Below are 25,472 nucleotides of genomic sequence, written 5' to 3' on the forward strand. Positions count from 1 at the left end.
TTTTGCGTCCCGCCGAAACTCGCCGATATGTCAAACCCGTTCGGCACCGTCTCCTCGGAGTCGATTCTCGAGGGGACCGCGACCGACGCCTACTTCGAGCGCACCCGGGCGACGCTCGAGCACGCGGAGAAGAACCCGACCGTCGTCGCCGAAGTGACCGCCGACCAGTTTCCGACCGGCGAGTTCGACGTCTTCACCGGCGTGAAAGACGTCGCGACGCTGTTCGAGGGGCGCAGCGTCGACGTCGACGCGCTGCCGGACGGCCAACTGTTCGACGGCGGGCCGGTTCTGCGGATCGAGGGCCCGTACCTCGAGTTCGCCGAACTCGAGACCTCCCTGCTGGGATTTCTGTCTCAGCCCAGCGGCTTCGCGACGGCCGCGCTCGAGGCGCGCTTGGCCGCGCCCGACTCGCTGGTCCTGTCGTTCGGCGCGCGCCACGTCCACCCCTCGATCGCCGCGACGGTCGAACGCGCCGCCCTCCTCGCCGGACTCGACGGGTTCTCCCACGTCGCCGCGGGCGAGATCCTCGACCGGGAGCCGAGCGGGACGATGCCCCATGCCTTGATGTTCTGCTTCGGCGAGGGGAACCAGGCCGACGCCTGGACGGCCTTCGACGAGGCGGTCTCCGAGGAGGTCCCCCGGATCGCGCTGGTCGACACCTTCTGGGACGAGAAAAGCGAGAGCCTGCTGGCGGCCGAGACGCTCGGCGACGACCTCGACGGGGTTCGCATCGACACCACTAGCTCTCGCCGCGGCGACTTCCGGCACATCATCCGCGAGGTCCGCTGGGAACTCGACGCGCGCGGCCACGAGGACGTCGACATCTTCTGCAGCGGCGGGCTCGATCCCGAGTCGATCCGTGGTCTGCGCGACGTCGCCGACGGGTTCGGCGTCGGCAGCCACATCACGGGCGCCGACTCGGTGGACTTCAGCCTCGACATCGTCGAAATAGAGGGCGAGCCGATCTCCAAGCGCGGTAAGCTCTCGGGCGTCAAGGACGTCTATCGGACCCCCGACGGTGGCCACCACGTCGCGCTCGCCGATCGCGACGGCCCCGAGGAGGGCGAGGCGCTGCTCGAGCCCCTAGTCCGCGATGGCGAGGTCGTCCGGGAGTTCGACCTCGAGGACGCCAGCGAGCGTTGTCTCGAGGACGCCGCGGCGGTCGGGTTCGACTCGGCGTGAAACGCGACGGGCGTCGCTTCTCGTTCGGCGGTCGCGATCGGCTCGAGCCGACGGCGTCGACGACGCTCGCGAACCGATAGCCGGTCGCGACTGCGGGTGCGCCGCTCCCCGCGTAGAAATAGCGATTCGATAGCCCTTGAGGCCCCGACCTGATCCCCACTTGCGTCCGTGTCCGTGTCCGTGTCCGTATTCGTATCTGCCGTTCCGCTAGACTTCCTCGATGCTGCCGTCCGCTTCGCGCTCGCGGAAGACCTGCCCTTCGAACAGCGTCACGACCACGTCGTCGTCCTGCCAGGCCCCCGGCGCGAGCTTGGCCTTCCGGCAGGTGCGATCGAGGTACTCGCGCGGGCTCCAGCCGTTCTCGACCGGCACGGTCGGATAGAGCCAGCCGCCCTCGCCGCCGTCGACGGCGACGCCGTGGGTGCCGATCTCGAGATCCGCCAGCGGATCGTCCGTGAGGACGACGTTCTTGACGGTACAGACCGAGACGGTGAGGTTCGGCAGTTCAGAGGGACTGACCTCGGAGCCGCAGGAGTCCTCGCTGGCGGCCTCGATCGCCGCGTCGACGATGACGTGCCCGAGCTGGTCGCCCGATCGGTAGCCGCCGGCGCAGCCGCGCAGGCTCCCCCGGCCGCGCGTCGACTCGAGGCGGACGAACGCGCCCGTTCGCTCGTAGAAGGCTTCCCGCATGCTGCCCGGTTGTTCTCGCTGCCCGTGTTGTACGTAGGATTCGACGGCTTCGCGCGCGAGTTCGACGGCGCGCGCGCCGTCCTCATAGGAGAGGTCGACGCCCTGTCGCTGGGACATACAGGTGTACATGGGAATAGTTGTCCTAAAACGCTTCCATTCCGTTCGAGAGTCGTACCACCGGTCGACCGGGGCACTTATTCCGGGCAAGGCCCTACGAAAACCCGGAGAGAGAGCCCGGCTGCCGCGGTGGCCGCGCCGGCGACGGCGCGGCCACACAACGTTGCCCGACTCTCCGAGTCGCGCAACGCATGCGAGGAAAGTCCCCCCACCTGTTCGGGCAGGTGACCGGACGCAAGTCCGGAGCGGGAGACCGCTGGCTCTGGAACAGAAACGACACGTCTCGGCCCGACCGATGACGCGCGCGAACCCGACCGCAAGGAAGGGGAGCTAACCCGCAGAGGGAGGGCGGTTCTCGTACCTAATGCGAGAACCGCCGACAGGCGAGCGGCTGACGCCGCGAGCCGCGTGCGGTCGTCGAACCGTGGTTCGAAACCGCGGGTCGCGATCGCCGCGACCGACCGCACGCAGACGGCCGAGGATCGATGGAACGGCGAACCCTCACCGGTGCAAGTCCGCGCCGTGGTAGCCCGAACGCCCCGCGGCCCTCGGGTCGCGGACGGCGCGGACGCTCAGCCGAATGCCGGGACGAACAGAAGGGGGCTTACTCCTCTCACCGCTTTTCGCCGCCGAGCCGCGCCGTTCTCCGATGAGTTCAGCACTGCGTCCGCGCGAACACACCGTTCGCCGTGGCCGACCCAAATTACTTTGGAGCGACCCTTTTGCACATCGCTTCGAAACCATTTCCACTCATGAACACTGCCGAGGCGTTTACCGTCCTCGCCGATGCCGATCGCAGGCGCGCGGTTGCCGTCCTCCTCGAGACCGAAGCGACGACGATCGACGCCCTCACCGAACGGCTCGTGGACTACCGCCGCCAAGACGATGCGGGCGATCCGGATACCGACTGCTTCGAGCGCGTGAAAATCGAACTGATCCACGATCACCTGCCGCGGTTGGCCGACCACGGCGTCATCGACTACGACGCGCGCAACGGTGACGTCGTCCTAGAGGACGCGAGCGCTCTCGAGCCCTACCTCGCCGTCGACGAGACTCCCGTCTCGATCGCGCCGCAAAACGAGTGACGAACTACGCCGCGTCGGGCGTCACCGTGACGGTGACGGTCGACCCGCCCTGAACGGCGACCTCGTAGTCGGCGTAGGAAAAGGAGACGCGGACCGATCGGGCGCCCGCCGATCCCGCATCGAACAACCCGTCGAGCGCGTCCGGATCGATCGTTTCGTACAGCGGCGGAAGGGCGGTCGGGTCCACGCCTGCCATCGTCGCAACGGCGTCGATGACGGCGACCGTAACCGGTTCGTCGTCGCAGGTCCGCCGAAGCAGCGATTCGCGGTCGGATTCGCTCCGGGAGGAGTCACGAAGTTTCGGTCCCATGCGCTTCTCTGCCAGAGAGCCAACACCGTCTTATAAAAAACTATCTAAACGGACCGTCTCGCACGAAAAATAGTCACGATCTCGCTCGAGCGCCGGCCCGACGCGAGCGCGTTCGCCGCTCGTATCGGGGGCGCCGACGCGTCGCTTCGGGGAACGGGGAAGCGTTCGGCGCGTTTCGGCCCGACCCCGATCGCGGGCGTCGATCGGTCGGCCGATTCGACCGGGGCGTTTCAAAGATCGTGACGTATTCATACTGACAGTGATACTTTTATGCAGCCGGTCGCTAAACGGGGTGTGCCAACTCAGTATCCCGTCGCCACCGACGAGTCCGTGACCGTCCAGCTCGTCCGAGCGCTCGCGGACGCGGCCGACGTCGATCCGGTCGAGCTGTCGCCGCCGCTGTACGACGTCGTCGATCCGGACGCGCTCGAGGCGCTTTTCGCGCCGACGGAAGGCGGTACGACGCGGCGCGGACGGGTCGAGTTCACGTACGCCGAGTATCGCGTCACCGTCGACGCAGCCGGCGATTCGGACCACCGGCTCACCATCACGGTCTCCGACGTCGATGGCGATGCGGCGCGGATTCGATCGCGAGAGCAGGCGCCGGAGCGGATCCACCGGCAATGCTCGACGCTCGAGCCCCCGCATCGACCGGACGAGGCGTGATGACTCCGTTCGACGCTCCGGGGGGAGCGGGTACGGGGAGACGCCAGCGATGAGCCTTTTCGGCGAATTCCACGTTCCCGCCGAGGCGTTCGCGCTCGCCGAGACGCTCGCGGCCGCGCCCGAACTCGTCATCGAGACGGAACGGGTCGCCGCGACCGACGAAGTACTGACCCCCTATTTCTGGGTCTCGGGCGACGGCGGCGTCGCGTTCGAGACGGCGGCCGCCGACGATCCCTCGATCCGCGATCTCCGACACATCGACGACGTCGATCGGGCGTCGCTGTACCGCGCCGAGTGGACCGAGAACGTCGAGTCCATCGTCTACGCGTACACGACCGTCGGAGCGACGATCCTCGAGGCCTCCGCTCAGGGCGACGAGTGGGAACTCAGCATCCGCTTCAACAACCGCGATCGGCTCGACCAGTTCCGCGAGTACTGCGACGAGCACGACGTTCCCTTCCGCCTCACCCAGCTGTACGAACGGGCCCATCCCCGCGCTGGCGGTCAGTACGGGCTGACGACGAAACAACACGAGGCGCTGGTCACCGCCTGGGAGATGGGGTACTACCGCTCGACGGACGTGTCGCTGACCGACGTCGCCGACTCGCTGGGAATCAGCCAGCAGTCGCTCTCCCGGCGGCTCCAGCGGGGCTACGAGAACCTGATCCAGCACGCGCTGGCCGTGACGCCGCCGAGCGAGGACCCGAAACTCGAGGAGTGACCGCGCTGCGGACTCGAGGCTCGAGCGGGTATATATACCCGTGTATATACAGCCGGCGACGTCATCCCCGTTGGAAGCCTAGATTGTCTACTCGTGTCTCACACCGTGTCAGCGGACGATCACCTCTTTCGAGCGCTCAGCCACCCGTATCGTCGCCACGCGATCGCCGCACTTGCGAGCACGACCTCAATGACGCTCCGGGACGTCTCCAACACCGTCGTCAACAAGACGTACGGAGCGCCGCTCACCGACGTCCCGTCGGACGCCGTCACGGACGTCTACCTCTCGCTGCTGCACGTCCACGTGCCGATGCTCGAGGACGCGGGGCTGATCGAGTACGATCCCCACCGGGAGCGAATCGAAGCACTCGACCTCGAGGGCGCCACGCGACTGCTCTCGGTGGTGGCCGACCAGGAGTCTCCGGTCGGTTCTCCGCAGTAAGGTCGTACTCGACGCTCGGGACTACTGTTGAGTCTCACCTTCGAAAGCTAGCTACCTGTCGTCTTTTCGTGGCACTTCGGGATTTGTAGCCGCCACTCGAGAACGAGTGGCCATTTCAAGAGCGTCCTGACGGAGTCCAACGCGAACGAAGTGAGCGTTGGGCACGTCAGGACCGAACGCAGGAGCAGGCGCTGAGCGATGCGAAGCGCCTGCGATAAGTGAGCGTCCTGACGGAGATTTGAACTCCGGTCCCTGGCTCCGCAAGCCAAGAGGATAGTCCACTACCCTATCAGGACTCATCTCTCAGTACCCGCCTCGACATTAAAGCCCTTTCGAAAGTCCACCGCTCTGTGTCGCACTGTCGTCCGTCACGGGATCGATACCCACACGACAGCGCCGACGCGCCGGCGGTCGGCTCGAGCCGCAGACGACGGGCCCGAGCCGCAGGTTTATCTACCGGGGCGCGGCCAGCAGCGGTATGCTATCGGACGCAGGCCTCGAGCGCTCGCGTCGGCGGGTCGATGGATCGGTCCCTCGGCCTCGCGGCCGGCCTCGAGTTCGACGTCGCTCTCCGCGCGGCCGCGCCGCAGTCGACCGACGGAACCGCCGTGTCACCGGGCGGACCGCACACCGAATGGGCAATGCTTATGCGCGGCCTACCCATGCACGAGCATAGAATGAGCGACATCGAGGGCGTATACGAGGACCTCGAGGCCGACGTCTCTCTCGAGGAGTTTCGCGAGGCCGTCGAGGCGAAAGTCGAGCAGATGGGGGGACTCGCTGACGAGGAGACGGCGGCGATGCTCGTCGCTCACGAGGTCGGCGAGAGCGAGGTCGGCGGGGTCGCCGACATCGAACCCGGGATGGAGGAGGTGAAGTTCGTCGCGAAGGTGCTCTCGATCGGCGAGGTGCGCACCTTCGAGCGCGACGGCGAGGACGAGGACGGCCGCGTCGTCAACGTCGAAGTCGCCGACGAGACCGGCTCCGTCCGCGCGGCCTTCTGGGACGAGCACGCCGAGGCGGCGACCGAGGAACTCGAGGAGGGACAGGTGCTGCGGATCAAGGGCCGCCCGAAGGAGGGCTTCTCGGGCGTCGAGGTCAGCGTCGACGAGGTCGAGCCGGATCCGGACACCGAGATCGACGTCCAAGTATCGGACACGCACACCGTCGAGGACCTCTCGCTCGGCCTCTCGAACGTCAACCTCGTCGGGGTCGTGCTCGACACCGACAGCGTGCGCACGTTCGACCGCGACGACGGCTCCGAGGGGAAGGTCTCGAACCTCGCGGTCGGCGACGAGACCGGCCGCGTGCGCGTGACGCTGTGGGACGAGCAGGCCGACCTCGCGACGGAACTCGAGCCCGGGACGACCGTCGAGGTGGTCGACGGCTACGTCAAGGAGCGGGACGGCAACCTCGAGCTCCACGTCGGCAACCGCGGCACCGTCGAGGAGGTCGACGCGGACGTCGAGTACGTCCCGGAGAGCACGCCGATCGAGGAGGTCGAGATCGGTCAGACGGTCGACCTCGCGGGGGTCGTCCGCTCGGCCGATCCCAAGCGGACCTTCGACCGCGACGACGGCTCCGAGGGCCAGGTCCGCAACATCCGCGTACAGGATGCGACCGGTGACATCCGCGTCGCGCTGTGGGGCGAGAAGGCCGACATCGACGTCGGCCCCGGCGACGAACTCGCGCTCGGCGACGTCGAGATCCAGGACGGCTGGCAGGACGACCTCGAGGCCTCCGCGGGCTGGCAGTCGACGATCACCGTCCTCGAGTCCGATTCGGACGCCGCCGAGTCGGGCGGCGACGGCGGTGCAGCCGACGACGCGAACGCGGGGCTGTCGGCGTTCGCCGGCGACGATGACGGCGGCAGCGACGATGCCGCCGCCGAGACTGCAACCGAGAGCGCGAGCGACGACACGACGGCCGCCGGCGCCGACGACGACCTCGACGAACCCGCCGACGGCGAGGAGATCGAGTTCACCGGCGTCGTCGTCCAGGCCGGCGAGCCGGTCGTCTTGGACGACGGCGAGACCACCATGAGCGTCGCCACCGACGCCGACGTCGGCCTCGGCGAGGAGGTCACCGCCCGCGGGGTCGTCCGCGACGGTCGCCTCGATGCGAACGACGTCTTCTGAACCGCCGAGCAACCTCCTCGAGCGGCTAGGAAAAGCGTTAAGGGAGTTAGCTTCGCCTATCATGATATGAACGTCGAACTCCCGTTCGCCCCGGTCGATACGATCATCCGGCGGAACGCGGGCGATCTTCGGGTGAGCGCCGACGCGTCGAAGGAACTCGCAAAGCGGATTCAGGAACACGGGAGCGAACTGGCCATCGACGCCGCTGAGGAGGCGACCGAAGACGGTCGCAAGACGCTGATGGCCGAGGATTTCGGCGTCGAGACGGTCGTCGACAAGGACGACCTCGAGCTCCCGGTCGCCCCGGTCGACCGGATCGCGCGACTGGAGATCGACGACCGCTACCGCGTCTCGATGGACGCCCGGGTCGCGCTGGCCGACATTCTGGAGGCGTACGCCGACAACGTCGCCGAGTCGGCGGCGATCCTCGCGCGCCACGCCGATCGGCGAACCATCACCGACGACGACATCGAGACCTACTTCTCGCTGTTCGAGTGACCGCGCGATGCAATTTGGCTACAGCGAGGTCTGTCTCGAACACGATCCCGGGTCGCGCCACCCCGAGACGCCGGACCGGCTGCGGGCGATCAGGGAGCGACTGAAGCGGAAACACGGCGTCGAGTACGTCGACGCCGACCCCGTCGGCATCGACACGATCGCCGCCGTCCACGACCGGGAGTACGTCGAATCGGTGCGGGAGTTCTGCGCCGACGGCGGCGGCGACTGGGACCCCGACACGTCGGCCGTCCCGGAAACCTGGGACGCGATCCGCCACAGCAGCGGGCTGGCCTGCTGGGCCGTCGAGGCCGCCCTCGAGGGGGCGACGGGTCGACGGACGCCGTTTTCGATCGGCCGACCGCCGGGCCACCACGCGGTCGTCGACGACGCGATGGGGTTTTGCTTCGTCAACAACGCCGCAGTGGCCGCCCAGCACGCGCTCGATCACGACGCGTACGACGTCGACCGCGTGGCGATCGTCGACTGGGACGTCCACCACGGCAACGGGACCCAGGATATCTTCTACGACCGCGAGGACGTCTTCTTCGTCTCCGTACACGAGAAGGGGCTGTACCCCGGGACCGGCGAGATCGACGAGATCGGCGAGGGCGACGGCCGCGGCGCGACGATGAACATCCCGATGCCGGCCGGCACCGGCGACGAGGCCTACCTCGCGGCCGTCGAGGGCCCGATCGCGACCGCCCTCGAGGCCCACGACGTCGATCTGGTGCTCGTCAGCGCCGGCTTCGACGCGCACCGTCACGATCCCATCTCGCGCATTCGCCTTTCGACGGAAGCGTACGCCCTGCTGACCGATCGCCTGCGAACCATCGCCGAGAACTGCGACGCCGCCCTCGCGTTCGTCCTCGAGGGCGGCTACGGACTCGACGTGCTCGCCGACAGCGTCGCGATGGTCCACGAGACCTTCGACGGCCGCGAACCGATGGACCCCGACGGCGAGTGCAGCGACGACGCCGTCGAGACGCTCGAGAAAGTCGTCGACGCGCACGGACTGGATGTCGAGATCGACTGTTAACCGGTTCTCCGTTCTTTCTACCGCCGTCGGCGGCGCTCGCAATCAGGGCGCCGGCTCGAAGTACGTCCGCAGTTTGCGGCCGAACTCTTCGAGCAGCGCCGCGATTTCGTCGCCGACCAGCACCTCGTACTCGTCCTCGAGGGCCGTCTCGACGTGCGCGCCGAGCCCGACGTCGAACAGGCGGTCGCTCTCGAGGAACTCGCGGGCGCTGGTGAACTCGCGCTCGCGCTCGGTGACGTACCGGTCGTCCGCGATGAACGGGCCGTAGGCGTCTGGATCGTCTGCGTACGTCTCGTAGAACCCCTCCGCGTGACCTGGAACGTGGACAGGCGGGCCCTCATGGCGCTCGACGGCGGGTCGCTCGGCGACGGCGAGTTCGGCGAACACGACGGCGGTGTCGTCGGCGAACGTCGTCGACCGGAAGACGTCGAAGCCGCGATCGTCGAGCTCCTGCGTGATCCCCGCCAGCGATTTCCGGAGCTGCGGGTAGAGCTGGTCCTCGACGAGGTCGGGCGCGTCGAACCGCACCGCGACCGGCGTCGTCTCGCGGCGCTCGAGGTGCTCGCGCAGTTCGGCCGCCGAGAGCGGTGCAGGCTCGTCCGGCTCGAAGGGATCGATGCTTGGCTCGGCGAGGAACTCGCGGGCGTGGTGCTGGAACCGGGCGACGTTCTCGGCCGAACAGACCGCGGCGACGTTGCGTTCGGGATCGGTCGGGTCGATGACGACGAGCGGGTCGTCAAAGGTTTCTCGCCCGTGGTCCTCGGGATCGAGTTCCACTTGGGGGTGCCAGTCGACCGCGGCCTCGAGCAGTTCGCGGAAGCCGCCGTACTCGCAGACCAGCAGTTCGGTGAGGTAGCCGCTGAACCCCCGCGTCCGGAGGTCGCTGCCGTAGGCACCGATCCCCTTCAGGAACTGCTTCGCCAGGCGCACGTCGCCCGCGAGATCCTCGTCCAGCCGCTGCTCGAGGTACTGCGTGTGGAACGGGGTCCGATCGACGGCCGAGCGGATCTCGGTGGCCGACTCGAGGCGAAAACAGGGGACGACGTCGACGTCGAACCCCTCGACGGTCCCCTTGACGTAGGGGTGTTCGGCGTACTCCTCGTGGCCCTCGGGGAGGGTAGCGTGGCCGACCTCGAGGCCGTACCGCTCGAGGGTCTCCCGATCGAGGTCCGGGGGGAAGCGAACGAAGATGTCGATGTCCCGGTCGCCGCTGATCCACGTATCGCGGGCGGTCGAACCCACCTGCAACACGTCGGCGTCGGGACACAGGTCGATCGCGGCCGCCTCGGCGCGCTCGGTGAGCCGCTCGGCGACCTCGCGCAACCGCTCGCGCTCGTCCGCGTCGGGGTCGACGCGCTCGCGAACGGTGGCGAGGACGCGCTCGAGGTCGTCGGCGTCTGCGTGCTCGTCGCTCATTACCGGGGGCTACTCGAGCGGCGGGTGAAAGGATATCGAACCGCCCGAACGGCGGGTGGTGAGGTATCGAATCGCAAGAAGTGAAAACGAAAGCCCTATCAAATCCTCCACCCAATCTGGAGATAAGCCGAAGTAGCTCAGATGGTAGAGCACCTCGCTGTTAACGAGGTTGTCCCAGGTTCGAGTCCTGGCTTCGGCGTCCGATAAATTTCTTCGAAATTTTCGGGCTAACCGGAACATGACGTGTTCCGGTCGCGTTTCTTCATAACCCTCCTTGATCCAATAGTTACTACCGTTGATTCGGTGCTGGACGTTTTCGAACCTGTAGCGATCCGAGGGGAGCTATTATCGGCCTCCGACACGCACACGCGCGTATGACGACTCAGGACCACAGCGACAGGCGGAGCACGGACGACCACGGTCACGACGTCATCGATCCCCTCTACGTCGGAATCGTCACGGTCTCGAGTTCGCGCGCGCAGGCGGACGAGGAAGATCCGGACGATCCGGGCGGCGACACCATTCAGGAGTGTTTCGAGGACGAGGGTCACGAAGTACAGGAACGAGTGCTCGTCCGCGACGACTACTCGGCGATCCGGACGGCCGTGCGCAGCCTCGTCGCACGCCGGGACATCGACGTCGTGCTCACGACCGGCGGGACGGGCGTCACCGCCGACGACGTTTCGCCGGAGGCGACGTCGTCGCTGTTCGAGCGCGAACTGCCGGGGTTCGGCGAACTGTTCCGCTCGCTCTCGTGGGAGGAGGTCGGCACCCGCGCGATGGCCTCGCGTGCGACGGCCGGTATCGCGGTCGATACGCCGGTCTTCTGCCTGCCCGGGAGCAAGAGCGCCTGTCGAACCGCCTGCGAGGAGCTGATCGTCCCCGAAGCGCCACACCTCGCGGGGCTGGCGACTCGCCACCGGAAGGACGCCACGGACCGGTCGCTGTCGGCCTACGGTGACGAGTAACGTACCGTCGGCCCGTATGCGAAATTCCGCCCGCTCAGGCCCGCTGTCCACTTTCGCTCCGGTGCCGGAGGTTTAAATACCATCCGGCGCGAATGGGCGTATGCCTCCCGTTGAAACGAAAGAGGAGGCGTGACACAATGAGCGACGTACGACAGCACGCAGACGACATACACGACCAGTTTTCGGACCACATAGACGTCAGCGTCGACGACATCGAGGACCGGCTGACGACCCTCGTCGACGAATACAAAGTACCGATCGACGAGGCTCGACGCAGCGTCACCAACCATTACCTCGAGGAAGCCGGCCTCGAGCGCGAGGACATCGCGGGCGGCTCGAGCGAGGCCGCCAAGATCGAGGACGTCGACGAGCCCGAGGAGTGGATCGACCTCACCGCGAAGGTCATCGAACTGTGGGATCCCCGCAGCGATTCCGTCGCGCAGGTCGGCCTGCTCGGCGACCCGACGGGGACGATCAAGTTCACCAAGTGGGCCAAATCCGACCTGCCGACGCTCGAGGAGGGCGGCGTCTACGAACTCCGCAACGTCGTCACCGACGAGTATCAGGGCCGGTACTCGGTCAAGCTCAACTCGACGACGGTGATCGAGGAACTCGACGAGGACATCGAAGTCGGCGACGACACGAGCGAGATCGAGGGCGCGCTCGTGGACATGCAAAGCGGTAGCGGCCTGATCAAGCGCTGCCCGAAGGAGGATTGCACTCGCGTCCTGCAGAACGGCCGCTGTAACGAACACGGCGAGGTCGAGGGCGAGTTCGACCTCCGGATCAAGGCCGTCGTCGACGACGGCATCGACGCCCACGAGGTCATCTTCGACAAGGACGCCACCGAGGAACTGACCGGTCTGAGCCTCGAGGAGGCCAAAGACATGGCGATGGACGCATTGGACACGACCATCGTCGCCGACGAGATTGCCGACGACATCGTCGGCACCTACTACCGCATCGAGGGGCCGACCTTCGGCCGCTACGTGCTGGCCGACGAGGTCGAGGAACTCGACGGGCCGGCAGATGCGGAGGACCTGCTGATCAAAGCGAGGTCGATGTGATATGAGCCAGGCAGAACTCACCCGCGAAGTCGCCCGCCGCGTCTTCGCATCGGAATTCAACGACGCGACGTACTCGTTCAAGGAAAGCGACGACGAACGCGCCCCCAACTACGCCCTGCTCCCGACGGGCGACCGCGCGAACCGCGTGTTCGTCGTCGGGACGCTGACTGAGACCGAGGACGTCGGCGAGGACAGCGAGTACTGGCGCGGCCGGGTCGTCGACCCGACCGGGACGTTCTTCGTCTACGCCGGCCAGTATCAGCCCGAGGCGGCCGCGACGCTTCGCGACACGGAGCCGCCGGCTTACGTCTCGGTCGTCGGCAAACCCCGCACCTACGAAACGGAGGATGGGACGGTCAACGTCTCTCTCCGCCCCGAGAACATCGCGGTCGTCGACGACGACACCCGCGACCGCTGGGTCGTCGAAACCGCAGAGCGCACGCTCGAGCGCATCGAGGCCTTCCAGGAGTGGGAGGCGGAGCAGGAGGCGCCCGAGAGCGGCTCGACCGCCCCGACCAACGAGTACGCCGAGATGGCCCGCGACCGGTACGACTCGCCCGTCGAGAACTACCGCCGCGACGTGATTCAGGCGCTCGAGAGTCTGGAGGAGGTCGAGGACGCGGAAGCGACGGCCTGACGATCGTCGTCGAACGCTGACGCGGTCGGTTTTCGGTTTTCGTTTTTGCGCCTACGTCGACAGAATTCCCTCGAGTAGCGCGGCTATCGCGTCGAACTCGTCGTCCGTAACCTCGTGTCCGGTGTCGGAATAGGCCCGCTCGTCGACGGTTGCGCCCGCGTCTGCGAACGTCCGGACCGTTCGCTCGATCCGTTCGGGATCGAGGTGCGGATCGTCCTCGCCGTACCCGAGGAGGGTCGGCGTTCCCTCGAGCGGTTCGGCGGTAGTCTCGTTTCTGTCGCTGTTGCCGTCTCCGCCGATGGTCCAGTCGTCGTCCGCTATCCCCGGTAGCGCGCCGGAGAGACAGCAGAGTCCGCCGTACCGCTGCGGATTCCGGCGGACGAACTCGGCGGCGACGCAGGCGCCCTGCGAGAAGCCGGCGATGACGGTTCGTTCCGGGGGAACATCGATGTCCCGTGCGACCTCGAGCGCCGCCTCGACGCACTCGATGCTCGAGGTGAGCCACGGTTCGTTGTCGGCTCGCGGCGCGGACGCGGGCCTCGGATACCAGCGGCTGCGCTCGGCTTGCGGCGCGAGGACGGCGACGCCGTGGCGGTAGACGGGTTCGAAGAGATTGACGACTCCCTGCGCGGTGGCGCCGCGACCGTGACAGAGGACGAGGGCGGCCTCCGCGGCCAGGGCGGGCGCACCGGCGGTGAGCAGCGGCTGGCCGCCGTGGGGGCCGGAGACGGAATCCATCGGGCGGCGAGGGTCAGTCATCGCTCACGCCGAATCGAAATCCGGCACCGTCAGCGCCGGGAGCTGGCTCTCGATCAGCTCGCGGTCCCGCTCGAACCAGTCGGGGAGGTACAGCGACGCGCCGGGTTCCGACGAGTCGCCGCCAGCCGCCGCGATGCCGTCGGTTTCGGTGGCCAACTCGAAGAGCACGCCGCCTGGTTCGCGGACGTACAGCGAGTGGAAGAAGTGGCGATCCTTCACGCGGGAGACGTCGTACCCGCGGTCGTCGAACAACTTGCGCCACTCGTAGAGGTCCTTCTCCGCCGGGACGCGAACCGCGACGTGGTGGTGCGTGCCGATTCCCTCGCGGCCGAACGACGCGTCGCGGTCGAGGACGTCGACGACCGTCGCTCGAGTCCCCGGCGCCCGGTACCGCACGCGCTCGTCGCTTTCCGCCTCGTACTCGAACCCGAGCGTCTCGAGGGTGCTCGCCGTCGCGTAGGGGTTGACCGAAAGCGTTGAGACGCCGTGCACGCCGCGGATCGCGGCGTCGGCCGGGACCGGTCCGGCGGTCCACGGCTCGACGGCCGCGGCTTCGATTTCGCCGGGCGAGCCGCCGACGAGTTCGAGTCGGGTTCCGACCGGATCCTCGAAGCGGAGGACGCGTTCGTCGAACCGCTCGCGTTCGATCGGCCCGTCGTCCGCGAGCGCGACGTTGCGCTCGCGGAGTCGGTCGCGCCAGTACTCGAGGCTCTCGTTCGGAACGAGAAACGAGACGCGCTCGACCTGCGGTTTCCCGACGCGACCCTCGTCGCCGTGGGGATCGGGAAAAACGGTAACCACCGTCCCCGGCGACCCGGCCGCGTCGCCGAAGTAGAGGTGGTGCTGGAGGATGTCCTCGAAGTTCACCGTCTGCGTGACGAGCCGCAGCCCGAGCACGCCGGCGTAGAAGTCGATCGCCTCCTGGGCGTCCCCGACGATGCCCGTGACGTGGTGGATCCCCGGCGTGTCCGTCAGCATAGTCCGGCTCGGGGTAGGGGCTCGAGGCGGATAGCGTGTCGGGTCTCGGCGGGGATTCGCCGGCAATTTGCGGTGAAACCGTTTCGTCGCGTCTGCCCGGTCTGACAAACTGTTAAGTGAGACGAACCGAGATCCCTAGTGAGAATGGGCAACAAGAACAAGACAATCTCGTTTCGCGTCAACGAGGACGCGTTCGAATCGCTCCAGGACATCGCCGAGGAGCGCGACATCTCGTTGTCCGCGGTCTTCCGGGACTACGTCGACCAGCTCGTCGAACACGACGGGCAGGTCGCGGTCGTCCCGGAGGACGAACTCGGCGCCGGCCCGGCGACCGGCGACGGGGACGGCGAGGGCGAGGACCTCTCGTTCCCGCCGACCGTCGAAGTTCCCAAGAGCTTCATCCGCGAACACGAGCGCCTCGAGCTCGAGGCCGACCATCTCCGGGAACAACTCGACGAGTACAAGTCCTACGTAACCGAGCTACAGGACCGGCTCGAGGACGAACAGGACGAGGTGCTGTTGCTCGACGAACTCGACGAGGACGACGAATCGTATCCGCTCCGCTAAATCGCCGCTTACCGCGCGAGATCCTGTTTCGCCCGCCGAATCTCGTCTCGCTTCTCGTCTTCGCCGTCGACCCGCGCGAGTCCCTCCGCGGCCTCGAGCGTTCGAACCGCGTCGTCGAGGAACGAAAGGATGTCGCCGGGGTAGGCGTAGACCATGTAGTCGTCGGTCATCACGTCGACGATCGCGTCGGGGCCGAGCCCCTCCGCGCGCAACTCGAGTAAGTAGCGGATGAACTTGCGCTCGGGGCAACCGCAGTAGGGGTTGTTGTCGCAGCTACAGTCGAGGAAGTCACTCGAGAAGTCGAGCACGCGCTCCTGGGTCGCGTCGTCTAGCTTCTCGAGGCCGTCCCCCTGAAAGAGCATGTCCAGCGTCGCCCCCTTGAATGCCCCTTTCGGAATCGAGGTCTCGAGCTGGGAGCTCAACTGCTGGTGGTTCTTGACGTAGATCTTGTCGGTGATGGCCACGCGTTGGCGGGGATAGGACCGGACTGCCGAAAAGCGTCTCGGTCGCGGTTCGCGGCCGAGGTGTGTACGCAGACGACGGTGCAACTCGACGGTGCCCTGTCCTGGTTTCTCACGGCGTTTCGCGAGTCGTAACGTATTTCAGTTCGACCGGTCCTACGTAAGCACGTAAGCGTGTCCGGGTTGGGGTAGTGGTTATCCTTCAGCCTTGTGGAGGCTGAGACGCGGGTTCGATTCTCGCACCCGGACTTCCTTCGGCGAACAAACCCGTGAGCCGAAGGAATCGTCAGAGAATCGAACCCTGCCAGTCGCAGCGGCCGAACGGAGTGAGGCCGACCGTCTGGCTACGGTTCGATTCTCGCACCTGACGTTTTGCCGCGAGCAAACCGCCAAGTCGCGAGTATCGTCAGAACGTGACTCGAGGCGGTGCGATGACGTAGCGGCCATCACGCTGATCGATCAGGTTCGTCTCGCGTCTCGAGGGCGGCGGCGTAGTCATGCCCTCGCGTTTAGACGGGGCGTCTCGTACCGACGAGTATGGCCGACGTTCGGCGCGGTGCGCGGCGCGAGGAGCCGAGACGGAACGCGGCGCTCGCGTGGCTCGTCCTGGTCGTCCTCGCGGTCCTAGCGATCGGACACGCGGTTGCAGGCTCGTACCGCTGGTTCGCCTTCACCATCGCCGCGGTCGCAATCGTCCTGCTCCCGGTGGTCGCGCGTCGCGATCCGTTCGCGATGCCGCCGTGGACGCTGTTGGCGCTCGTGCTCCTCCCCATCGTCGACGCGACGGTACTCGGCGAGTCGTTCCTGACGGCCGTCGAGACGTACGTCGCGGTCGCCGCGATCGCGCTCGTCGCGGTCGTCGAGATCGACCGGTTCACGGCGGTTCGGATGAACCACGCGTTCGCGATCGCGCTGGTCGTCCTGACGACGCTGGCCGCCGCCGGCGCGTGGAACGTCGCCCAGTGGGTCGCCGACGTGACGCTCGAAACCGACTACATCCTGACGGGGACCACGGAGGACGCGGCCAACCGCGCGATGATGATCGACTTCGCGTACGCGGCGGTCGCGGGCCTCGCCGCCGGCGTGCTCTTCGATCGTCACTTCAAGACGTACTCGGAGCCGGTCTCCGAACGATCGCCGGCGACCGAGGGGGCGGTGCCGGACTCCGAATCCGATCCGGTCCCGCCGCTGCTTCGCGACCGGCTGGACGTCACCGACGAGATCGTTCGTCGCCTCGCTCGAGTCATGCAGGTCGCGCTTGCTGGAATCTTATTGTATGGGCTCGTCACGCGGGATCTGCCGACCATCGCCAACGCCGCCATCGCGCTGGCGATTACCTTCCTGCCCGCCGTCCTCGAGCGCGACGCGAAACTGCCGCTCGAGCCGGGGCTCGTGTTCTGGCTGACGGCGGCGGTCTTCCTCCACGCGCTCGGCTCGGCCGGGTTCTACGGCCTGATCGGGCAGTGGGACAGCCTGACCCATACGATGTCGGCGTCGATCGTCGCCGCGGCCGGCTACGCGGTCGTGCGGGCGATCGACCTCCACAGCGACGAGGTCTACTTCCCGCCGGCGATGCTGTTCGCTTTCATCCTCGTGTTCGTCCTCGCGTTCGGCGTCGTCTGGGAACTTTTCGAGTTCGGTATCGACTGGAGCGCGCGGGTGCTCGGCATCCAGGCGGTCGTCTCCCAGCACGGGCTGAGCGACACGATCGTCGATCTCGTCTACGACGTCGTCGGCGCCGTCGTCGCGGCGGTCTGGGGCTCGTTCTACCTCACCGACCTCACCCACCGGATCGCCGGTCGGTTCGAACGCGAAAACAGCGGCTAAGTCGACTACTCCGCGACGTCCGTCAGCCGCTGGACCTCCTCGTCCGACAGCGACAGCTGCGTCGCGGCCACGTTCGACTCGAGGTGGTCCGGATCCGAGGTGCCCGGAATCGGGAGCACGACGTCGGAGTGGTCGAGCAGCCACGCGAGCGCGACCTGCCGGCGCGTCGCGTCGTGCTCGTCGGCGATCTCGTCGAGGACGTCGCCGTGGGCGTCGAGGTCGTCGCCGTCGATCGGCGCCCACGGGATGAAGCCGATGTCGTTCTCCTCGCAGACCTCGAGCACGTCGGCGCTCGAGCGGTCGTCGAGGTTGTACCGGTTCTGGACCGTGGCGACGTCGACGTGTTCGCGGGCCGTCTCGAGCTGCTCGACGGAGACGTTGCTGACGCCGACCTGATCGACGAGGCCGTCGTCCTGCAGTTCCGCGAAGGCCTGGATGGAATCCGCGTAGGGCACGTCCTCGTCCGGCCGGTGGAACTGGTAGAGGTCGATTGTGTCCGTCCCGAGCCGGTCGAGGGAGGTAAGCACCTGGTTACGGATATAGTCCGGGTCACCGTGGGCGAGCCAGTCGCCCTCGCGGTTGCGAAGCAGGCCGGCCTTGGTCGCGACCAGCACGTCCTCGGGGTCGCCGATCGCTTCGCGGATGAGCCGCTCGCTCACGCCGGGCCCGTAGGAGTCGGCGGTGTCGATGAGGTCGACGCCGAGGTCGACCGCGTGCTGGACGACCTCGCGCGCGGTGTCCTCGTCGTCCGGCGGGCCGATGATCTCCTCCCCGCAGAGGCGCATCGCGCCGAAGCCGAGTCGGTGGACGGTCGTGTCGCCGATCTCGAACGTCTCGCTCTCGTTTTCGATCGTGTTGCTGCTCACGGCGCTAGGTCCGTGCGACAGGCTGATAGATGTGGTCGTTGCGGTAGCTTCGTGGGGTTCGTCGGCGGGCGTTTAGCCGTAGGACGCCGATCCGTGTCCCTGCCGAACGCGGATCGATCCCCTACGAATGTGACGGCCGTCGTCGCCAGTGATACCGAACGCCGTTCTCAGCGCGTCGGTATCGCGCCTCGAGCGGTACCGTCCGAGGCGTCGCTTCGCGGGACACTCGACGCTAATACGCCGGCGCTCGAGCCTGTACTGGTACTGAAGGGACGTTTACCCTCCCGCGGTTTTATGTACTCGGTACCAAAAGACGGGACGACCGAATGGCTGTCGAGAAGAGCACGTTCGAGGCCTATCGCGACCGCGTTTCCAGACCGCTGGTTCGTATCTTTACGACGTTCGGTCGCGACCACTGGGCCGTCTTCGGCGTCGGATTGGTGTTGAACCTGATTCAGCGGGGCGCGTCGCTGGTGCCGCCGTTCATCCTCGGCGTCGCGATCGACGCCGTCTTCAACCAGACGCGGGCCTACGAGCTCCCGCTGTTCCCCGCGGCGCGGATTCCGGGCGATCGGGCCGGGCAGCTCTGGCTCTCCTTCGGGCTGATCATCGGGAGCTACCTCCTGTTGGCGATATCCTCGCTGGCTCGCGGCCTCTGCATGGACTACTTCTCCCACCGGGTCATGCACGACGTCCGGACCGCCACATACCGGAAGCTCCAGCGGCTGGACATGGGCTTTTTCGAGTCCGAGGACACCGGCGAACTGATGAGCGTGCTCAACAACGACGTCTCGAACTTCGAGCGGTTCTTCGACGACGCGTTCGTTAGAGCCTCCCGGATCGCGGCCGTTCTCGTCGGCGTCACGGCCATCCTCGTCTACCTGAACTGGCAACTCGCGCTGGTGACCCTGAGCGCGCTCCCGCTGTTGGCCGTCGCGACGCTCCTCTTTCACCGCCTCGTCGAACCCGCCTACGACGCGATCCGGTCGGCCGTCGGCTCGATGAACACGCGCCTCGAGAACAACCTCGGCGGAATGCAACTCATCAAGTCGACGGCGACCGAGGAGTACGAGAACGAGCGCGTTCGCGACGTCTCGTGGAACTACTTCCGGTCGAACTGGTGGCGGATCAAGCTCGAACTGCTCTACCACCCCGGCTCGCGGTTCCTCACCAACGTCGCGTTCGGGATGACGTTCCTGGTCGGCGGCGTCTGGATCGTCAGCGGACCGCCGGGGCCGTTCACCGGCGAACTGTCGGTCGGGACGCTGGTCACCTTCCTGTTCATGAGCCAGCGGATCCGCAACCCGATGCGGGACATCGCCAGCGTCGTCGACCTCTACGAGAACGCCCGCGCGTCCGGCAAGCGCGTCTTCGGGCTGCTCGACATGCCCATCAGGATCACGGACGCCCCCGACGCCGAGGAACTCCCCGCGGTCGACGGCCACGTCGAGTACGACTCGGTTACCTTCGACTACGAGAACGCGGTCCCATCGCCGGCGGACGCCGAACCCGACGGCGGCACCGTCGCGGCCGACGCCGCCAGCGGCGGCCGGAACTCGAGCGACGACGATACCGACCCGGTGCTGAAGGACGTCTCCTTCGAGGCCGAACCGGGGGAGACGGTCGCCCTCGTCGGGGCGACCGGCGCGGGTAAGTCGACGGTCCTCAAACTGCTGCTCCGCCTCTACGACGTCGACGAGGGCGCGATCCGCATCGACGGCTACGACCTGCGGGACGTCACCCTCGCGAGCCTGCGCGAGTCGATCGGCTACGTCAGCCAGGAAACGTACCTTTTCGGCGGCACGATCCGCGACAACATCGCCTACGGGCGATTCGACGCCACCGACGAGGAGATCCGCGAGGCCGCGAAGATCGCCGAGGCCCACGAGTTCATCGAGCGACTCCCCGAGGGCTACGACACGCAGGTCGGCGAGCGCGGCGTCCGCCTCTCCGGCGGCCAGCGCCAGCGCATCTCGATCGCCCGCACCGTCGTCGGCGACCCCGACATCCTGATCTTCGACGAGGCGACCTCCGCGGTCGACACCGAGACGGAGATGCTCATCCAGCGCTCGCTCGACCGCCTCAGCGCCGACCGAACGACGTTCATCATCGCCCACCGGCTCTCGACGATCCGCGACGCCGACAAAATCCTCGTGCTCGACGACGGCGAGATCGTCGAACAGGGAACTCACGACGAACTCCTCGAGCGGGACGGCCTCTACGCGAACCTCTGGCGCGTCCAGGCGGGCCAGATCGACGAACTGCCCGAGGAGTTCATCGACGACGCGATCGATCGGACGTCCGGCCGGTAGGTGGCCGGTACGCGGTCTCGCGTCGGGCGCCTCGTCCGCTGCCTGCAGGCAGGACCCATCGCTACGATCGACCACGAGTTTTTCTCGCGACCCCTCGAGTAAGGCCGGGTAAAGTCGGGATGCCGCCCCCGAATTCGAGCCGATAGAAGACGAGTGCTCGCTGCGTTCCCGCTGCGACTTCTGGGGTTACAAACCGTTCAGAATACCATTTCCGTCGCTCACGAATTCGTTCGCGAGAGAAATGCCGCCTCCCGGATTTGAACCGGGGACAGCTCGATCTTCAGTCGAGTGCTCTCCCAGTCTGAGCTAAGGCGGCTTACTCATGCCTCGGTCGATGATATAAAAAAGGATTTCGAATCGGAAGCGCCGTTCGACTCGTTCCCACGGGTGCCGTGATACCACGTCGATATCCCGGTCTCGAGGAACCGATAAACGACCTGTATATTTCTCCATAGGCTCCGGTTTCTCTCGATTAGCGAGCGCCTGTCGGATTTGCGGATATTCAAGACACCCTTTTCCGCACCGGGGAGTAACATCGTGTTATGGAAGCACTTACCTCGAGCCAGGAGGCGCAAGAGCTTTCGGCCGACACCATCCTCGAGTTACTCGCGAATCGGCGTCGGCGGTACCTGCTCTACGCGCTCCGGGGTCGCGAGGACCCGATCGAACTCTCGACCCTCGCCGAGCAGGTCGCCGGCTGGGAACACGACGTCCACCCGGACGATGTCGAGAAAAACGAGTACAAGAGCGTCTACGTCTCGTCGGTCCAGTGTCACGTGCCGAAACTGGCCGACGCGGGCGTCGTCGATCACGACGAGGACAACCACACGGTCGTCCTCGCGGACAACTTCGAGCAACTCGAGCCGTACCTCCGCGTGGTCGTCAAGGACGAACCGGAGAACTCGACGCTACACGCGGCGCTGGAGGCCGAATCCGGCGATGGCTTCTTCAGCTCGATCCGCGAGAACGTCGCGCGGCTCAAGCAGTAAGACGGTCGGCGATCGCACGCCGCGTGCGATCGGGGGAGGATAGCCGAGCGGATGGTGGTGGACTCGAGGGTGGGAGTTACCGGCTCGAGGCCGTATCGGAGGGTCTGGCTGCTCGCTTTTGTACCGCTGCTTGCGATAGGAAGGGAGACGATACTTCGTTCCCGGATTCCGAACGTGTCCTGTAGATTGAAACCGCCTGAAACGGCCGCCGTCGCGATGTTACACCTGATTACTACCCGATTAGCCGACACGGCTGGGTCACGCTCGCGACCCAGTATGCCGCCGTTGAATGCGGTCCCGGCGCGCTCCGTCCGGCACTGGCAGCGTTGTAACCGTGCTCGAGGGGCGTCGGAACGATTCGGGCTGGTTTGAACTAGAAATGGGCTCGGGCGAGTTCGAACCACGGTCGGAGCAAGCTCCTCCCTGATTAGAACCCGCCCTCGGATACATTTCTGTGACTCACTATCGTTCGTCTCAGAAATGGGCTCGGGCGGGTTCGAACCACCTGAACTTCGCTCGCTGCTGCTCGCTCGTTCCGTAGTTCGAACCGCCACTCACATCACGATACCGTCGCTCGCGAGTTGTTCGCGACAGAAATAGTGGGCTCGGGCGGGTTCGAACCACCGACCTCGGCCTTGTAAAGGCCGCGTCATGACCAGCTAGACCACGAGCCCGCATTCGAACCAAATCCCGCCGTCCGAATAACCTTTACTTTCTCGTTGCGCAGTTCCGATATGGCACTCGAGCGCGTCCGACAAGCGCTGCTCGCCGTCGGTCTCGTTCTGCTCGTCGGCGTCGTTTTGGTACAGGCGGGTTTCGTCTCCGCGCCCTGGCACGCCGACCGCGGCGAAGTCCGCGTGCTCGGCGATGGCGGCGAGCCGACGGCCGTCGTCAACGTCTCCGTCGCTGATACCCGCCGGGAACGGTACACCGGCCTGAGCGAGCACGACTCCCTCGAGCCGGGCCGCGGCATGTTGTTCATCCACTCGAGCGAGGGCGAGCGCACGTACGTCATGCGGGAGATGGACTTCCCCATCGACATCGTCTTCATCGGCGCCGACCGCACGATTACGGGCATCGAACACGCGCGTGCCCCCGAACCCGGCGAGGACGGGGAGGACCTGCGGTACACCGGCCGGGCGAAGTGGGTGCTCGAAGTGCCCCGCGGGTACGCGAACGAGACCGGCATGGCGGTCGGCGACGCGGTCGAGATCGAGTACGAGTAACAACGCGGCTGAACCGGGCTGAATTGTTTCGATTCGTAGCAATCCTTATTGGTGCGGACCCCCGAAGTCGGCTCGATGAGCGGGAGCGGCGTCGACTGGGACGAGGACGACCCGTTCGAGGAGCAGCGCGAGGAGATCGAGAACCCGATGAAGCGGCTGTTCCTCGAGTACGGGCGCGACTACGCGTTTCCCGCGATCGTCGGCATCCTTGCTAGCATCGTCGCTCGCGTCCTCGATCTGTTGCCGCCGGTCATGCTGGCGGTCGCGCTCGACGCGGTGTTTCGCAACGAGGTCGACAGCTACGCGGGTGCGCTGCCCTTCGGCGGCAGCCTGGTCGAACCGTATATCCCCGCGACGCAGCTCGGACAGTTCTACCTGACCATCGGCGTCATCGCCGGCGCCTTCTTTTTCGGCGCAACCTTTCACTGGCTCCGCAACTGGGGCTTTAACGCCTTCGCCCAGAACATCCAGCACGACATCCGCACCGACACCTACGACAAGATGCAGCGGCTGAACATGGATTTCTTCGCCGACAAGCAGACCGGCGAGATGATGTCGATCCTCTCGAACGACGTCAACCGCCTCGAGCGATTCCTGAACGACGGGATGAACTCCCTGTTCCGGATGGCGGTGATGATCGTCGGCATCGGCGTCATCCTCTTCGCCTACAACTGGCAGCTCGCGCTGGTGGCCCTACTGCCGGTGCCCCTGATCGCCGGCTTCACCTACCTGTTCGTCAAGATCATCCAGCCGAAGTACGCCGCCGTCCGCTCGACCGTCGGCAAGGTCAACTCCCGCCTCGAGAACAACCTCGGCGGGATCCAGGTGATCAAGTCGAGTACCACCGAGGAGTACGAGTCCGAGCGCGTCGAGGACGTTTCGCAGGACTACTTCGACGCCAACTGGGACGCCATCGAGACCCGCATCAAGTTCTTCCCGGGGCTGCGCGTCCTCGCGGGGATCGGCTTTGTCGTCACGTTCCTCGTCGGCGGCCTGTGGGTCTTCCAGGGACCGCCCGGCCCCTTCACCGGCACGCTGAGCGAGGGGGAGTTCGTCGTGTTCATCCTCTACACGCAGCGGTTCATCTGGCCCATGGCGCAGTTCGGACAGATCATCAACATGTACCAGCGGGCCCGCGCCTCCTCCGCGCGCATGTTCGGCCTGATGGACGAACCGAACCTCGTGGGGGAGAATCCGAACGCGAGCGACCTCGAGGTGACGGAGGGTCGCGTCGAGTACGACCGCGTCACGTTCGGCTACGACGACGAGGAGAGCATCGTCGACGACATCGACTTTACCGTTCGGGGCGGCGAGACGCTGGCGCTGGTCGGCCCGACGGGCGCCGGCAAGTCGACCGTCCTCAAACTCCTCCTGCGGATGTACGACGTCGACGAGGGCGCGATCACCGTCGACGGCCAGGACATCCGCGACGTGACCCTCGAGAGCCTGCGGGATTCGATCGGCTACGTCAGCCAGGACACGTTCCTGTTCTACGGCACCGTCGAGGAGAACATCAAGTACGGCACCTTCGACGCCGACCGCGAGGACGTCGTCGAGGCCGCGAAGATGGCCGAGGCCCACGACTTCATCCAGAACCTCCCCGACGGCTACGACACCGAAGTCGGGGAACGGGGCGTCAAACTCTCGGGCGGCCAGCGCCAGCGCATCTCCATCGCGCGGGCGATCCTCAAAGACCCCGACATCCTCGTGTTAGACGAGGCGACGAGCGACGTCGACACCGAGACGGAGATGCTCATCCAGCGCTCGATCGACGAACTCGCCGCGGATCGGACCACCTTCGCCATCGCCCACCGCCTCTCGACGATCAAGGACGCCGACCAGATCCTCGTCCTCGAGGACGGCGAGATCGTCGAACGCGGCACCCACGAGGAACTGCTGGACAACGAAGGTCTGTACTCGCACCTCTGGGGAGTTCAGGCCGGCGAAATCGACGAGCTACCGCAGGAGTTCATCGAGCGCGCCCAGCGCCGACAGGCGCGGACGGAAGTGGACGCCGACGTCGGTGACGATGACGACTGACGACGGTCGCGGTCGGCGACCGACGTTCCGTTAGAACGACTCTTGTTCCTCCTGGCCGCCCTGCTCCGGCGCCCCCTCGTCCTGACGCTGTTCGCCCGAGGCCGGCGGCGTGCGGTCGCTGTAGTTTTTCCGCCCGATCGCGTCGTCGCTGACCATGGTCATGATCGCCTGCTCGACCTCGCTGTACTCGGTGTACTCGTCCTCGTTCATCGGGCCGATGAGGTCCTCGAGGGTCATCGTCTCCTCGCCGCCCATGCCGACCTCCTCGTCCCCGTACTTCTCGAGCAGGTCGTCCTGGCTGATCGGATACTCCTGATTTCGGAGTTCGTCGCCGAGGTCGCCGAGTTCGACGCCGAGTTCGCGGTCTTCGTCTGGCATGGCCGGGAATACGTCAACGGAGCGGAAACGGGTTGACCCTGCGTTCGCCACGGACGGGCGTCGACTGCTGCCCATTGGCCGGTCGAGCGCGGCGCTG

At 66.4% G+C, this 25,472-nt stretch carries 25 protein-coding genes, 5 tRNA genes and 1 other RNA gene; 20 read left to right on the forward strand and 11 right to left on the reverse strand.

Going from position 1 to position 25,472, the window contains the following annotated elements; genetic code table 11:
• The first annotated feature begins 27 nt into the window (after window positions 1-27).
• Window positions 28-1,182, forward strand: a complete 1,155-nt coding sequence (locus tag ACYQ26_RS04100; RefSeq protein WP_459807292.1) for a nicotinate phosphoribosyltransferase — start codon at window positions 28-30, stop codon at window positions 1,180-1,182.
• A gap of 207 nt (window positions 1,183-1,389) precedes the next feature.
• Here the strand turns inward: ACYQ26_RS04100 and ACYQ26_RS04105 are convergent, their stop codons facing one another.
• On the reverse strand, window positions 1,390-1,989 hold the full coding sequence (locus ACYQ26_RS04105; protein WP_459807293.1) for a TIGR00296 family protein: 600 nt from the start codon (window positions 1,987-1,989) through the stop codon (window positions 1,390-1,392).
• 105 nt (window positions 1,990-2,094) lie between these two features.
• Here ACYQ26_RS04105 and rnpB point away from each other — a divergent pair.
• Both rnpB and ACYQ26_RS04115 read left to right on the forward strand, forming a co-directional pair.
• Window positions 2,095-2,608, forward strand: an RNA gene (rnpB, locus tag ACYQ26_RS04110) — RNase P RNA component.
• A gap of 133 nt (window positions 2,609-2,741) precedes the next feature.
• Window positions 2,742-3,074 carry a DUF7344 domain-containing protein gene (locus ACYQ26_RS04115; RefSeq protein WP_459807295.1) on the forward strand — a complete coding sequence of 111 codons (333 nt, stop codon included), beginning with the start codon at window positions 2,742-2,744 and terminating at the stop codon, window positions 3,072-3,074.
• Between the two features lie 4 nt (window positions 3,075-3,078).
• Here the strand turns inward: ACYQ26_RS04115 and ddfA (ACYQ26_RS04120) are convergent, their stop codons facing one another.
• Window positions 3,079-3,384, reverse strand: a complete 306-nt coding sequence (ddfA, locus tag ACYQ26_RS04120) for a DdfA family disk-determining factor (RefSeq protein WP_459807297.1) — start codon at window positions 3,382-3,384, stop codon at window positions 3,079-3,081.
• A gap of 294 nt (window positions 3,385-3,678) precedes the next feature.
• Here ddfA (ACYQ26_RS04120) and ddfA (ACYQ26_RS04125) point away from each other — a divergent pair, with 294 nt between their 5' ends.
• The 3 genes from ddfA (ACYQ26_RS04125) to ACYQ26_RS04135 all read left to right on the forward strand — a co-directional run bounded on the left by ddfA (ACYQ26_RS04125) (window position 3,679) and on the right by ACYQ26_RS04135 (window position 5,212).
• On the forward strand, window positions 3,679-4,050 hold the full coding sequence (gene ddfA / locus ACYQ26_RS04125; RefSeq protein WP_459807299.1) for a DdfA family disk-determining factor: 372 nt from the start codon (window positions 3,679-3,681) through the stop codon (window positions 4,048-4,050).
• 49 nt (window positions 4,051-4,099) lie between these two features.
• On the forward strand, window positions 4,100-4,771 hold the full coding sequence (locus ACYQ26_RS04130; protein ID WP_459807301.1) for a helix-turn-helix domain-containing protein: 672 nt from the start codon (window positions 4,100-4,102) through the stop codon (window positions 4,769-4,771).
• A gap of 105 nt (window positions 4,772-4,876) precedes the next feature.
• On the forward strand, window positions 4,877-5,212 hold the full coding sequence (locus ACYQ26_RS04135; RefSeq protein ID WP_459807302.1) for a DUF7344 domain-containing protein: 336 nt from the start codon (window positions 4,877-4,879) through the stop codon (window positions 5,210-5,212).
• A 223-nt stretch (window positions 5,213-5,435) separates the two neighbouring features.
• Here ACYQ26_RS04135 and ACYQ26_RS04140 read toward each other — a convergent pair.
• Window positions 5,436-5,508: transfer RNA gene (locus tag ACYQ26_RS04140), tRNA-Arg, on the reverse strand.
• 381 nt (window positions 5,509-5,889) lie between these two features.
• Here ACYQ26_RS04140 and ACYQ26_RS04145 point away from each other — a divergent pair.
• The 3 genes from ACYQ26_RS04145 (at window position 5,890) to ACYQ26_RS04155 (ending at window position 8,884) form a co-directional block, all read left to right on the forward strand.
• Window positions 5,890-7,350 (forward strand): single-stranded DNA binding protein, encoded by a 1,461-nt coding sequence (locus tag ACYQ26_RS04145; RefSeq protein ID WP_459807304.1) that lies wholly within the window; start codon window positions 5,890-5,892, stop codon window positions 7,348-7,350.
• Window positions 7,351-7,416: 66 nt separating this feature from the next.
• Window positions 7,417-7,848, forward strand: a complete 432-nt coding sequence (locus tag ACYQ26_RS04150) for a histone (RefSeq protein WP_459807306.1) — start codon at window positions 7,417-7,419, stop codon at window positions 7,846-7,848.
• 7 nt (window positions 7,849-7,855) lie between these two features.
• Complete coding sequence (locus ACYQ26_RS04155; protein ID WP_459807308.1) at window positions 7,856-8,884, forward strand: histone deacetylase family protein; 1,029 nt, start codon at window positions 7,856-7,858, stop codon at window positions 8,882-8,884.
• A 42-nt stretch (window positions 8,885-8,926) separates the two neighbouring features.
• Here ACYQ26_RS04155 and cca read toward each other — a convergent pair whose 3' ends face one another.
• Window positions 8,927-10,300, reverse strand: a complete 1,374-nt coding sequence (cca, locus tag ACYQ26_RS04160; protein WP_459807310.1) for a CCA tRNA nucleotidyltransferase — start codon at window positions 10,298-10,300, stop codon at window positions 8,927-8,929.
• A gap of 126 nt (window positions 10,301-10,426) precedes the next feature.
• On the opposite strand from cca, the gene ACYQ26_RS04165 reads away from it, so the two are divergent.
• The 4 genes from ACYQ26_RS04165 to ACYQ26_RS04180 all read left to right on the forward strand — a co-directional run bounded on the left by ACYQ26_RS04165 (window position 10,427) and on the right by ACYQ26_RS04180 (window position 12,972).
• A tRNA-Asn gene (locus tag ACYQ26_RS04165) sits at window positions 10,427-10,499 on the forward strand.
• 175 nt (window positions 10,500-10,674) lie between these two features.
• Window positions 10,675-11,268, forward strand: a complete 594-nt coding sequence (locus ACYQ26_RS04170; RefSeq protein WP_459807312.1) for a MogA/MoaB family molybdenum cofactor biosynthesis protein — start codon at window positions 10,675-10,677, stop codon at window positions 11,266-11,268.
• A 137-nt stretch (window positions 11,269-11,405) separates the two neighbouring features.
• Window positions 11,406-12,335: a replication factor A gene (locus ACYQ26_RS04175; protein ID WP_459807313.1), complete on the forward strand. Its 930-nt coding sequence runs from the start codon at window positions 11,406-11,408 to the stop codon at window positions 12,333-12,335.
• 1 nt (window position 12,336) lies between these two features.
• Window positions 12,337-12,972: an RPA family protein gene (locus ACYQ26_RS04180; RefSeq protein ID WP_459807315.1), complete on the forward strand. Its 636-nt coding sequence runs from the start codon at window positions 12,337-12,339 to the stop codon at window positions 12,970-12,972.
• Between the two features lie 51 nt (window positions 12,973-13,023).
• On the opposite strand, the gene ACYQ26_RS04185 is transcribed toward ACYQ26_RS04180, so the two are convergent.
• Together ACYQ26_RS04185 and ACYQ26_RS04190 are read right to left on the reverse strand one after the other, a co-directional pair.
• A complete protein-coding gene (locus ACYQ26_RS04185; protein WP_459807317.1) occupies window positions 13,024-13,731 on the reverse strand; it encodes an alpha/beta hydrolase in 708 nt (235 codons plus the stop codon).
• 3 nt (window positions 13,732-13,734) lie between these two features.
• The gene (locus tag ACYQ26_RS04190) at window positions 13,735-14,709 is read right to left on the reverse strand and encodes a VOC family protein (RefSeq protein ID WP_459807319.1); all 975 of its coding nucleotides are present in this window, start codon (window positions 14,707-14,709) and stop codon (window positions 13,735-13,737) included.
• A gap of 144 nt (window positions 14,710-14,853) precedes the next feature.
• Between ACYQ26_RS04190 and ACYQ26_RS04195 the strand changes: the two genes are divergently transcribed.
• Window positions 14,854-15,276, forward strand: coding sequence for a DUF8146 domain-containing protein (locus ACYQ26_RS04195; RefSeq protein WP_459807321.1), 423 nt, complete (start codon window positions 14,854-14,856; stop codon window positions 15,274-15,276).
• 8 nt (window positions 15,277-15,284) lie between these two features.
• Here ACYQ26_RS04195 and ACYQ26_RS04200 read toward each other — a convergent pair whose 3' ends face one another.
• Window positions 15,285-15,740, reverse strand: coding sequence for a DUF5814 domain-containing protein (locus ACYQ26_RS04200; RefSeq protein WP_459807322.1), 456 nt, complete (start codon window positions 15,738-15,740; stop codon window positions 15,285-15,287).
• A gap of 174 nt (window positions 15,741-15,914) precedes the next feature.
• On the opposite strand from ACYQ26_RS04200, the gene ACYQ26_RS04205 reads away from it, so the two are divergent.
• Window positions 15,915-15,986, forward strand: a tRNA-His gene (locus ACYQ26_RS04205).
• Between the two features lie 288 nt (window positions 15,987-16,274).
• Complete coding sequence (locus ACYQ26_RS04210) at window positions 16,275-17,564, forward strand: DUF2238 domain-containing protein (RefSeq protein ID WP_459807324.1); 1,290 nt, start codon at window positions 16,275-16,277, stop codon at window positions 17,562-17,564.
• Between the two features lie 5 nt (window positions 17,565-17,569).
• Here the strand turns inward: ACYQ26_RS04210 and ACYQ26_RS04215 are convergent, their stop codons facing one another.
• Entirely contained in the window at window positions 17,570-18,430 is an 861-nt protein-coding gene (locus ACYQ26_RS04215) for an aldo/keto reductase (RefSeq protein WP_459807326.1), read from the reverse strand.
• 326 nt (window positions 18,431-18,756) lie between these two features.
• On the opposite strand from ACYQ26_RS04215, the gene ACYQ26_RS04220 reads away from it, so the two are divergent.
• On the forward strand, window positions 18,757-20,742 hold the full coding sequence (locus tag ACYQ26_RS04220) for an ABC transporter ATP-binding protein (protein ID WP_459807328.1): 1,986 nt from the start codon (window positions 18,757-18,759) through the stop codon (window positions 20,740-20,742).
• A gap of 242 nt (window positions 20,743-20,984) precedes the next feature.
• Here ACYQ26_RS04220 and ACYQ26_RS04225 read toward each other — a convergent pair.
• Window positions 20,985-21,058, reverse strand: a tRNA-Phe gene (locus tag ACYQ26_RS04225).
• 226 nt (window positions 21,059-21,284) lie between these two features.
• On the opposite strand from ACYQ26_RS04225, the gene ACYQ26_RS04230 reads away from it, so the two are divergent.
• A complete protein-coding gene (locus tag ACYQ26_RS04230; protein ID WP_459807330.1) occupies window positions 21,285-21,731 on the forward strand; it encodes a DUF7344 domain-containing protein in 447 nt (148 codons plus the stop codon).
• Window positions 21,732-22,331: 600 nt separating this feature from the next.
• Here ACYQ26_RS04230 and ACYQ26_RS04235 read toward each other — a convergent pair.
• A tRNA-Val gene (locus ACYQ26_RS04235) sits at window positions 22,332-22,405 on the reverse strand.
• Window positions 22,406-22,465: 60 nt separating this feature from the next.
• On the opposite strand from ACYQ26_RS04235, the gene ACYQ26_RS04240 reads away from it, so the two are divergent.
• Complete coding sequence (locus tag ACYQ26_RS04240) at window positions 22,466-22,957, forward strand: DUF192 domain-containing protein (protein WP_459807331.1); 492 nt, start codon at window positions 22,466-22,468, stop codon at window positions 22,955-22,957.
• A gap of 75 nt (window positions 22,958-23,032) precedes the next feature.
• Complete coding sequence (locus ACYQ26_RS04245) at window positions 23,033-24,997, forward strand: ABC transporter ATP-binding protein (RefSeq protein ID WP_459807332.1); 1,965 nt, start codon at window positions 23,033-23,035, stop codon at window positions 24,995-24,997.
• A gap of 30 nt (window positions 24,998-25,027) precedes the next feature.
• Here the strand turns inward: ACYQ26_RS04245 and ACYQ26_RS04250 are convergent, their stop codons facing one another.
• Window positions 25,028-25,375 (reverse strand): DUF5789 family protein, encoded by a 348-nt coding sequence (locus tag ACYQ26_RS04250; protein WP_459807335.1) that lies wholly within the window; start codon window positions 25,373-25,375, stop codon window positions 25,028-25,030.
• Window positions 25,376-25,472: the final 97 nt, after the last annotated feature.

The organism is Halopiger thermotolerans (genome assembly GCF_054654555.1).

Bases quoted from the DNA above. Each gene is read 5' to 3' on its own strand.
- ACYQ26_RS04100 (WP_459807292.1), top strand. From the start codon at position 28: ATGTCAAACCCGTTCGGCACCGTCTCCTCGGAGTCGATTCTCGAGGGG.
- ACYQ26_RS04105 (WP_459807293.1), bottom strand. From the start codon at position 1,989: ATGTCCCAGCGACAGGGCGTCGACCTCTCCTATGAGGACGGCGCGCGC.
- ACYQ26_RS04115 (WP_459807295.1), top strand. From the start codon at position 2,742: ATGAACACTGCCGAGGCGTTTACCGTCCTCGCCGATGCCGATCGCAGG.
- ddfA (WP_459807297.1), bottom strand. From the start codon at position 3,384: ATGGGACCGAAACTTCGTGACTCCTCCCGGAGCGAATCCGACCGCGAA.
- ACYQ26_RS04130 (WP_459807301.1), top strand. From the start codon at position 4,100: ATGAGCCTTTTCGGCGAATTCCACGTTCCCGCCGAGGCGTTCGCGCTC.
- ACYQ26_RS04145 (WP_459807304.1), top strand. From the start codon at position 5,890: ATGAGCGACATCGAGGGCGTATACGAGGACCTCGAGGCCGACGTCTCT.
- ACYQ26_RS04150 (WP_459807306.1), top strand. From the start codon at position 7,417: ATGAACGTCGAACTCCCGTTCGCCCCGGTCGATACGATCATCCGGCGG.
- ACYQ26_RS04155 (WP_459807308.1), top strand. From the start codon at position 7,856: ATGCAATTTGGCTACAGCGAGGTCTGTCTCGAACACGATCCCGGGTCG.
- cca (WP_459807310.1), bottom strand. From the start codon at position 10,300: ATGAGCGACGAGCACGCAGACGCCGACGACCTCGAGCGCGTCCTCGCC.
- ACYQ26_RS04170 (WP_459807312.1), top strand. From the start codon at position 10,675: ATGACGACTCAGGACCACAGCGACAGGCGGAGCACGGACGACCACGGT.
- ACYQ26_RS04175 (WP_459807313.1), top strand. From the start codon at position 11,406: ATGAGCGACGTACGACAGCACGCAGACGACATACACGACCAGTTTTCG.
- ACYQ26_RS04180 (WP_459807315.1), top strand. From the start codon at position 12,337: ATGAGCCAGGCAGAACTCACCCGCGAAGTCGCCCGCCGCGTCTTCGCA.
- ACYQ26_RS04185 (WP_459807317.1), bottom strand. From the start codon at position 13,731: ATGACTGACCCTCGCCGCCCGATGGATTCCGTCTCCGGCCCCCACGGC.
- ACYQ26_RS04190 (WP_459807319.1), bottom strand. From the start codon at position 14,709: ATGCTGACGGACACGCCGGGGATCCACCACGTCACGGGCATCGTCGGG.
- ACYQ26_RS04195 (WP_459807321.1), top strand. From the start codon at position 14,854: ATGGGCAACAAGAACAAGACAATCTCGTTTCGCGTCAACGAGGACGCG.
- ACYQ26_RS04210 (WP_459807324.1), top strand. From the start codon at position 16,275: ATGGCCGACGTTCGGCGCGGTGCGCGGCGCGAGGAGCCGAGACGGAAC.
- ACYQ26_RS04220 (WP_459807328.1), top strand. From the start codon at position 18,757: ATGGCTGTCGAGAAGAGCACGTTCGAGGCCTATCGCGACCGCGTTTCC.
- ACYQ26_RS04230 (WP_459807330.1), top strand. From the start codon at position 21,285: ATGGAAGCACTTACCTCGAGCCAGGAGGCGCAAGAGCTTTCGGCCGAC.
- ACYQ26_RS04240 (WP_459807331.1), top strand. From the start codon at position 22,466: ATGGCACTCGAGCGCGTCCGACAAGCGCTGCTCGCCGTCGGTCTCGTT.
- ACYQ26_RS04245 (WP_459807332.1), top strand. From the start codon at position 23,033: ATGAGCGGGAGCGGCGTCGACTGGGACGAGGACGACCCGTTCGAGGAG.
- ACYQ26_RS04250 (WP_459807335.1), bottom strand. From the start codon at position 25,375: ATGCCAGACGAAGACCGCGAACTCGGCGTCGAACTCGGCGACCTCGGC.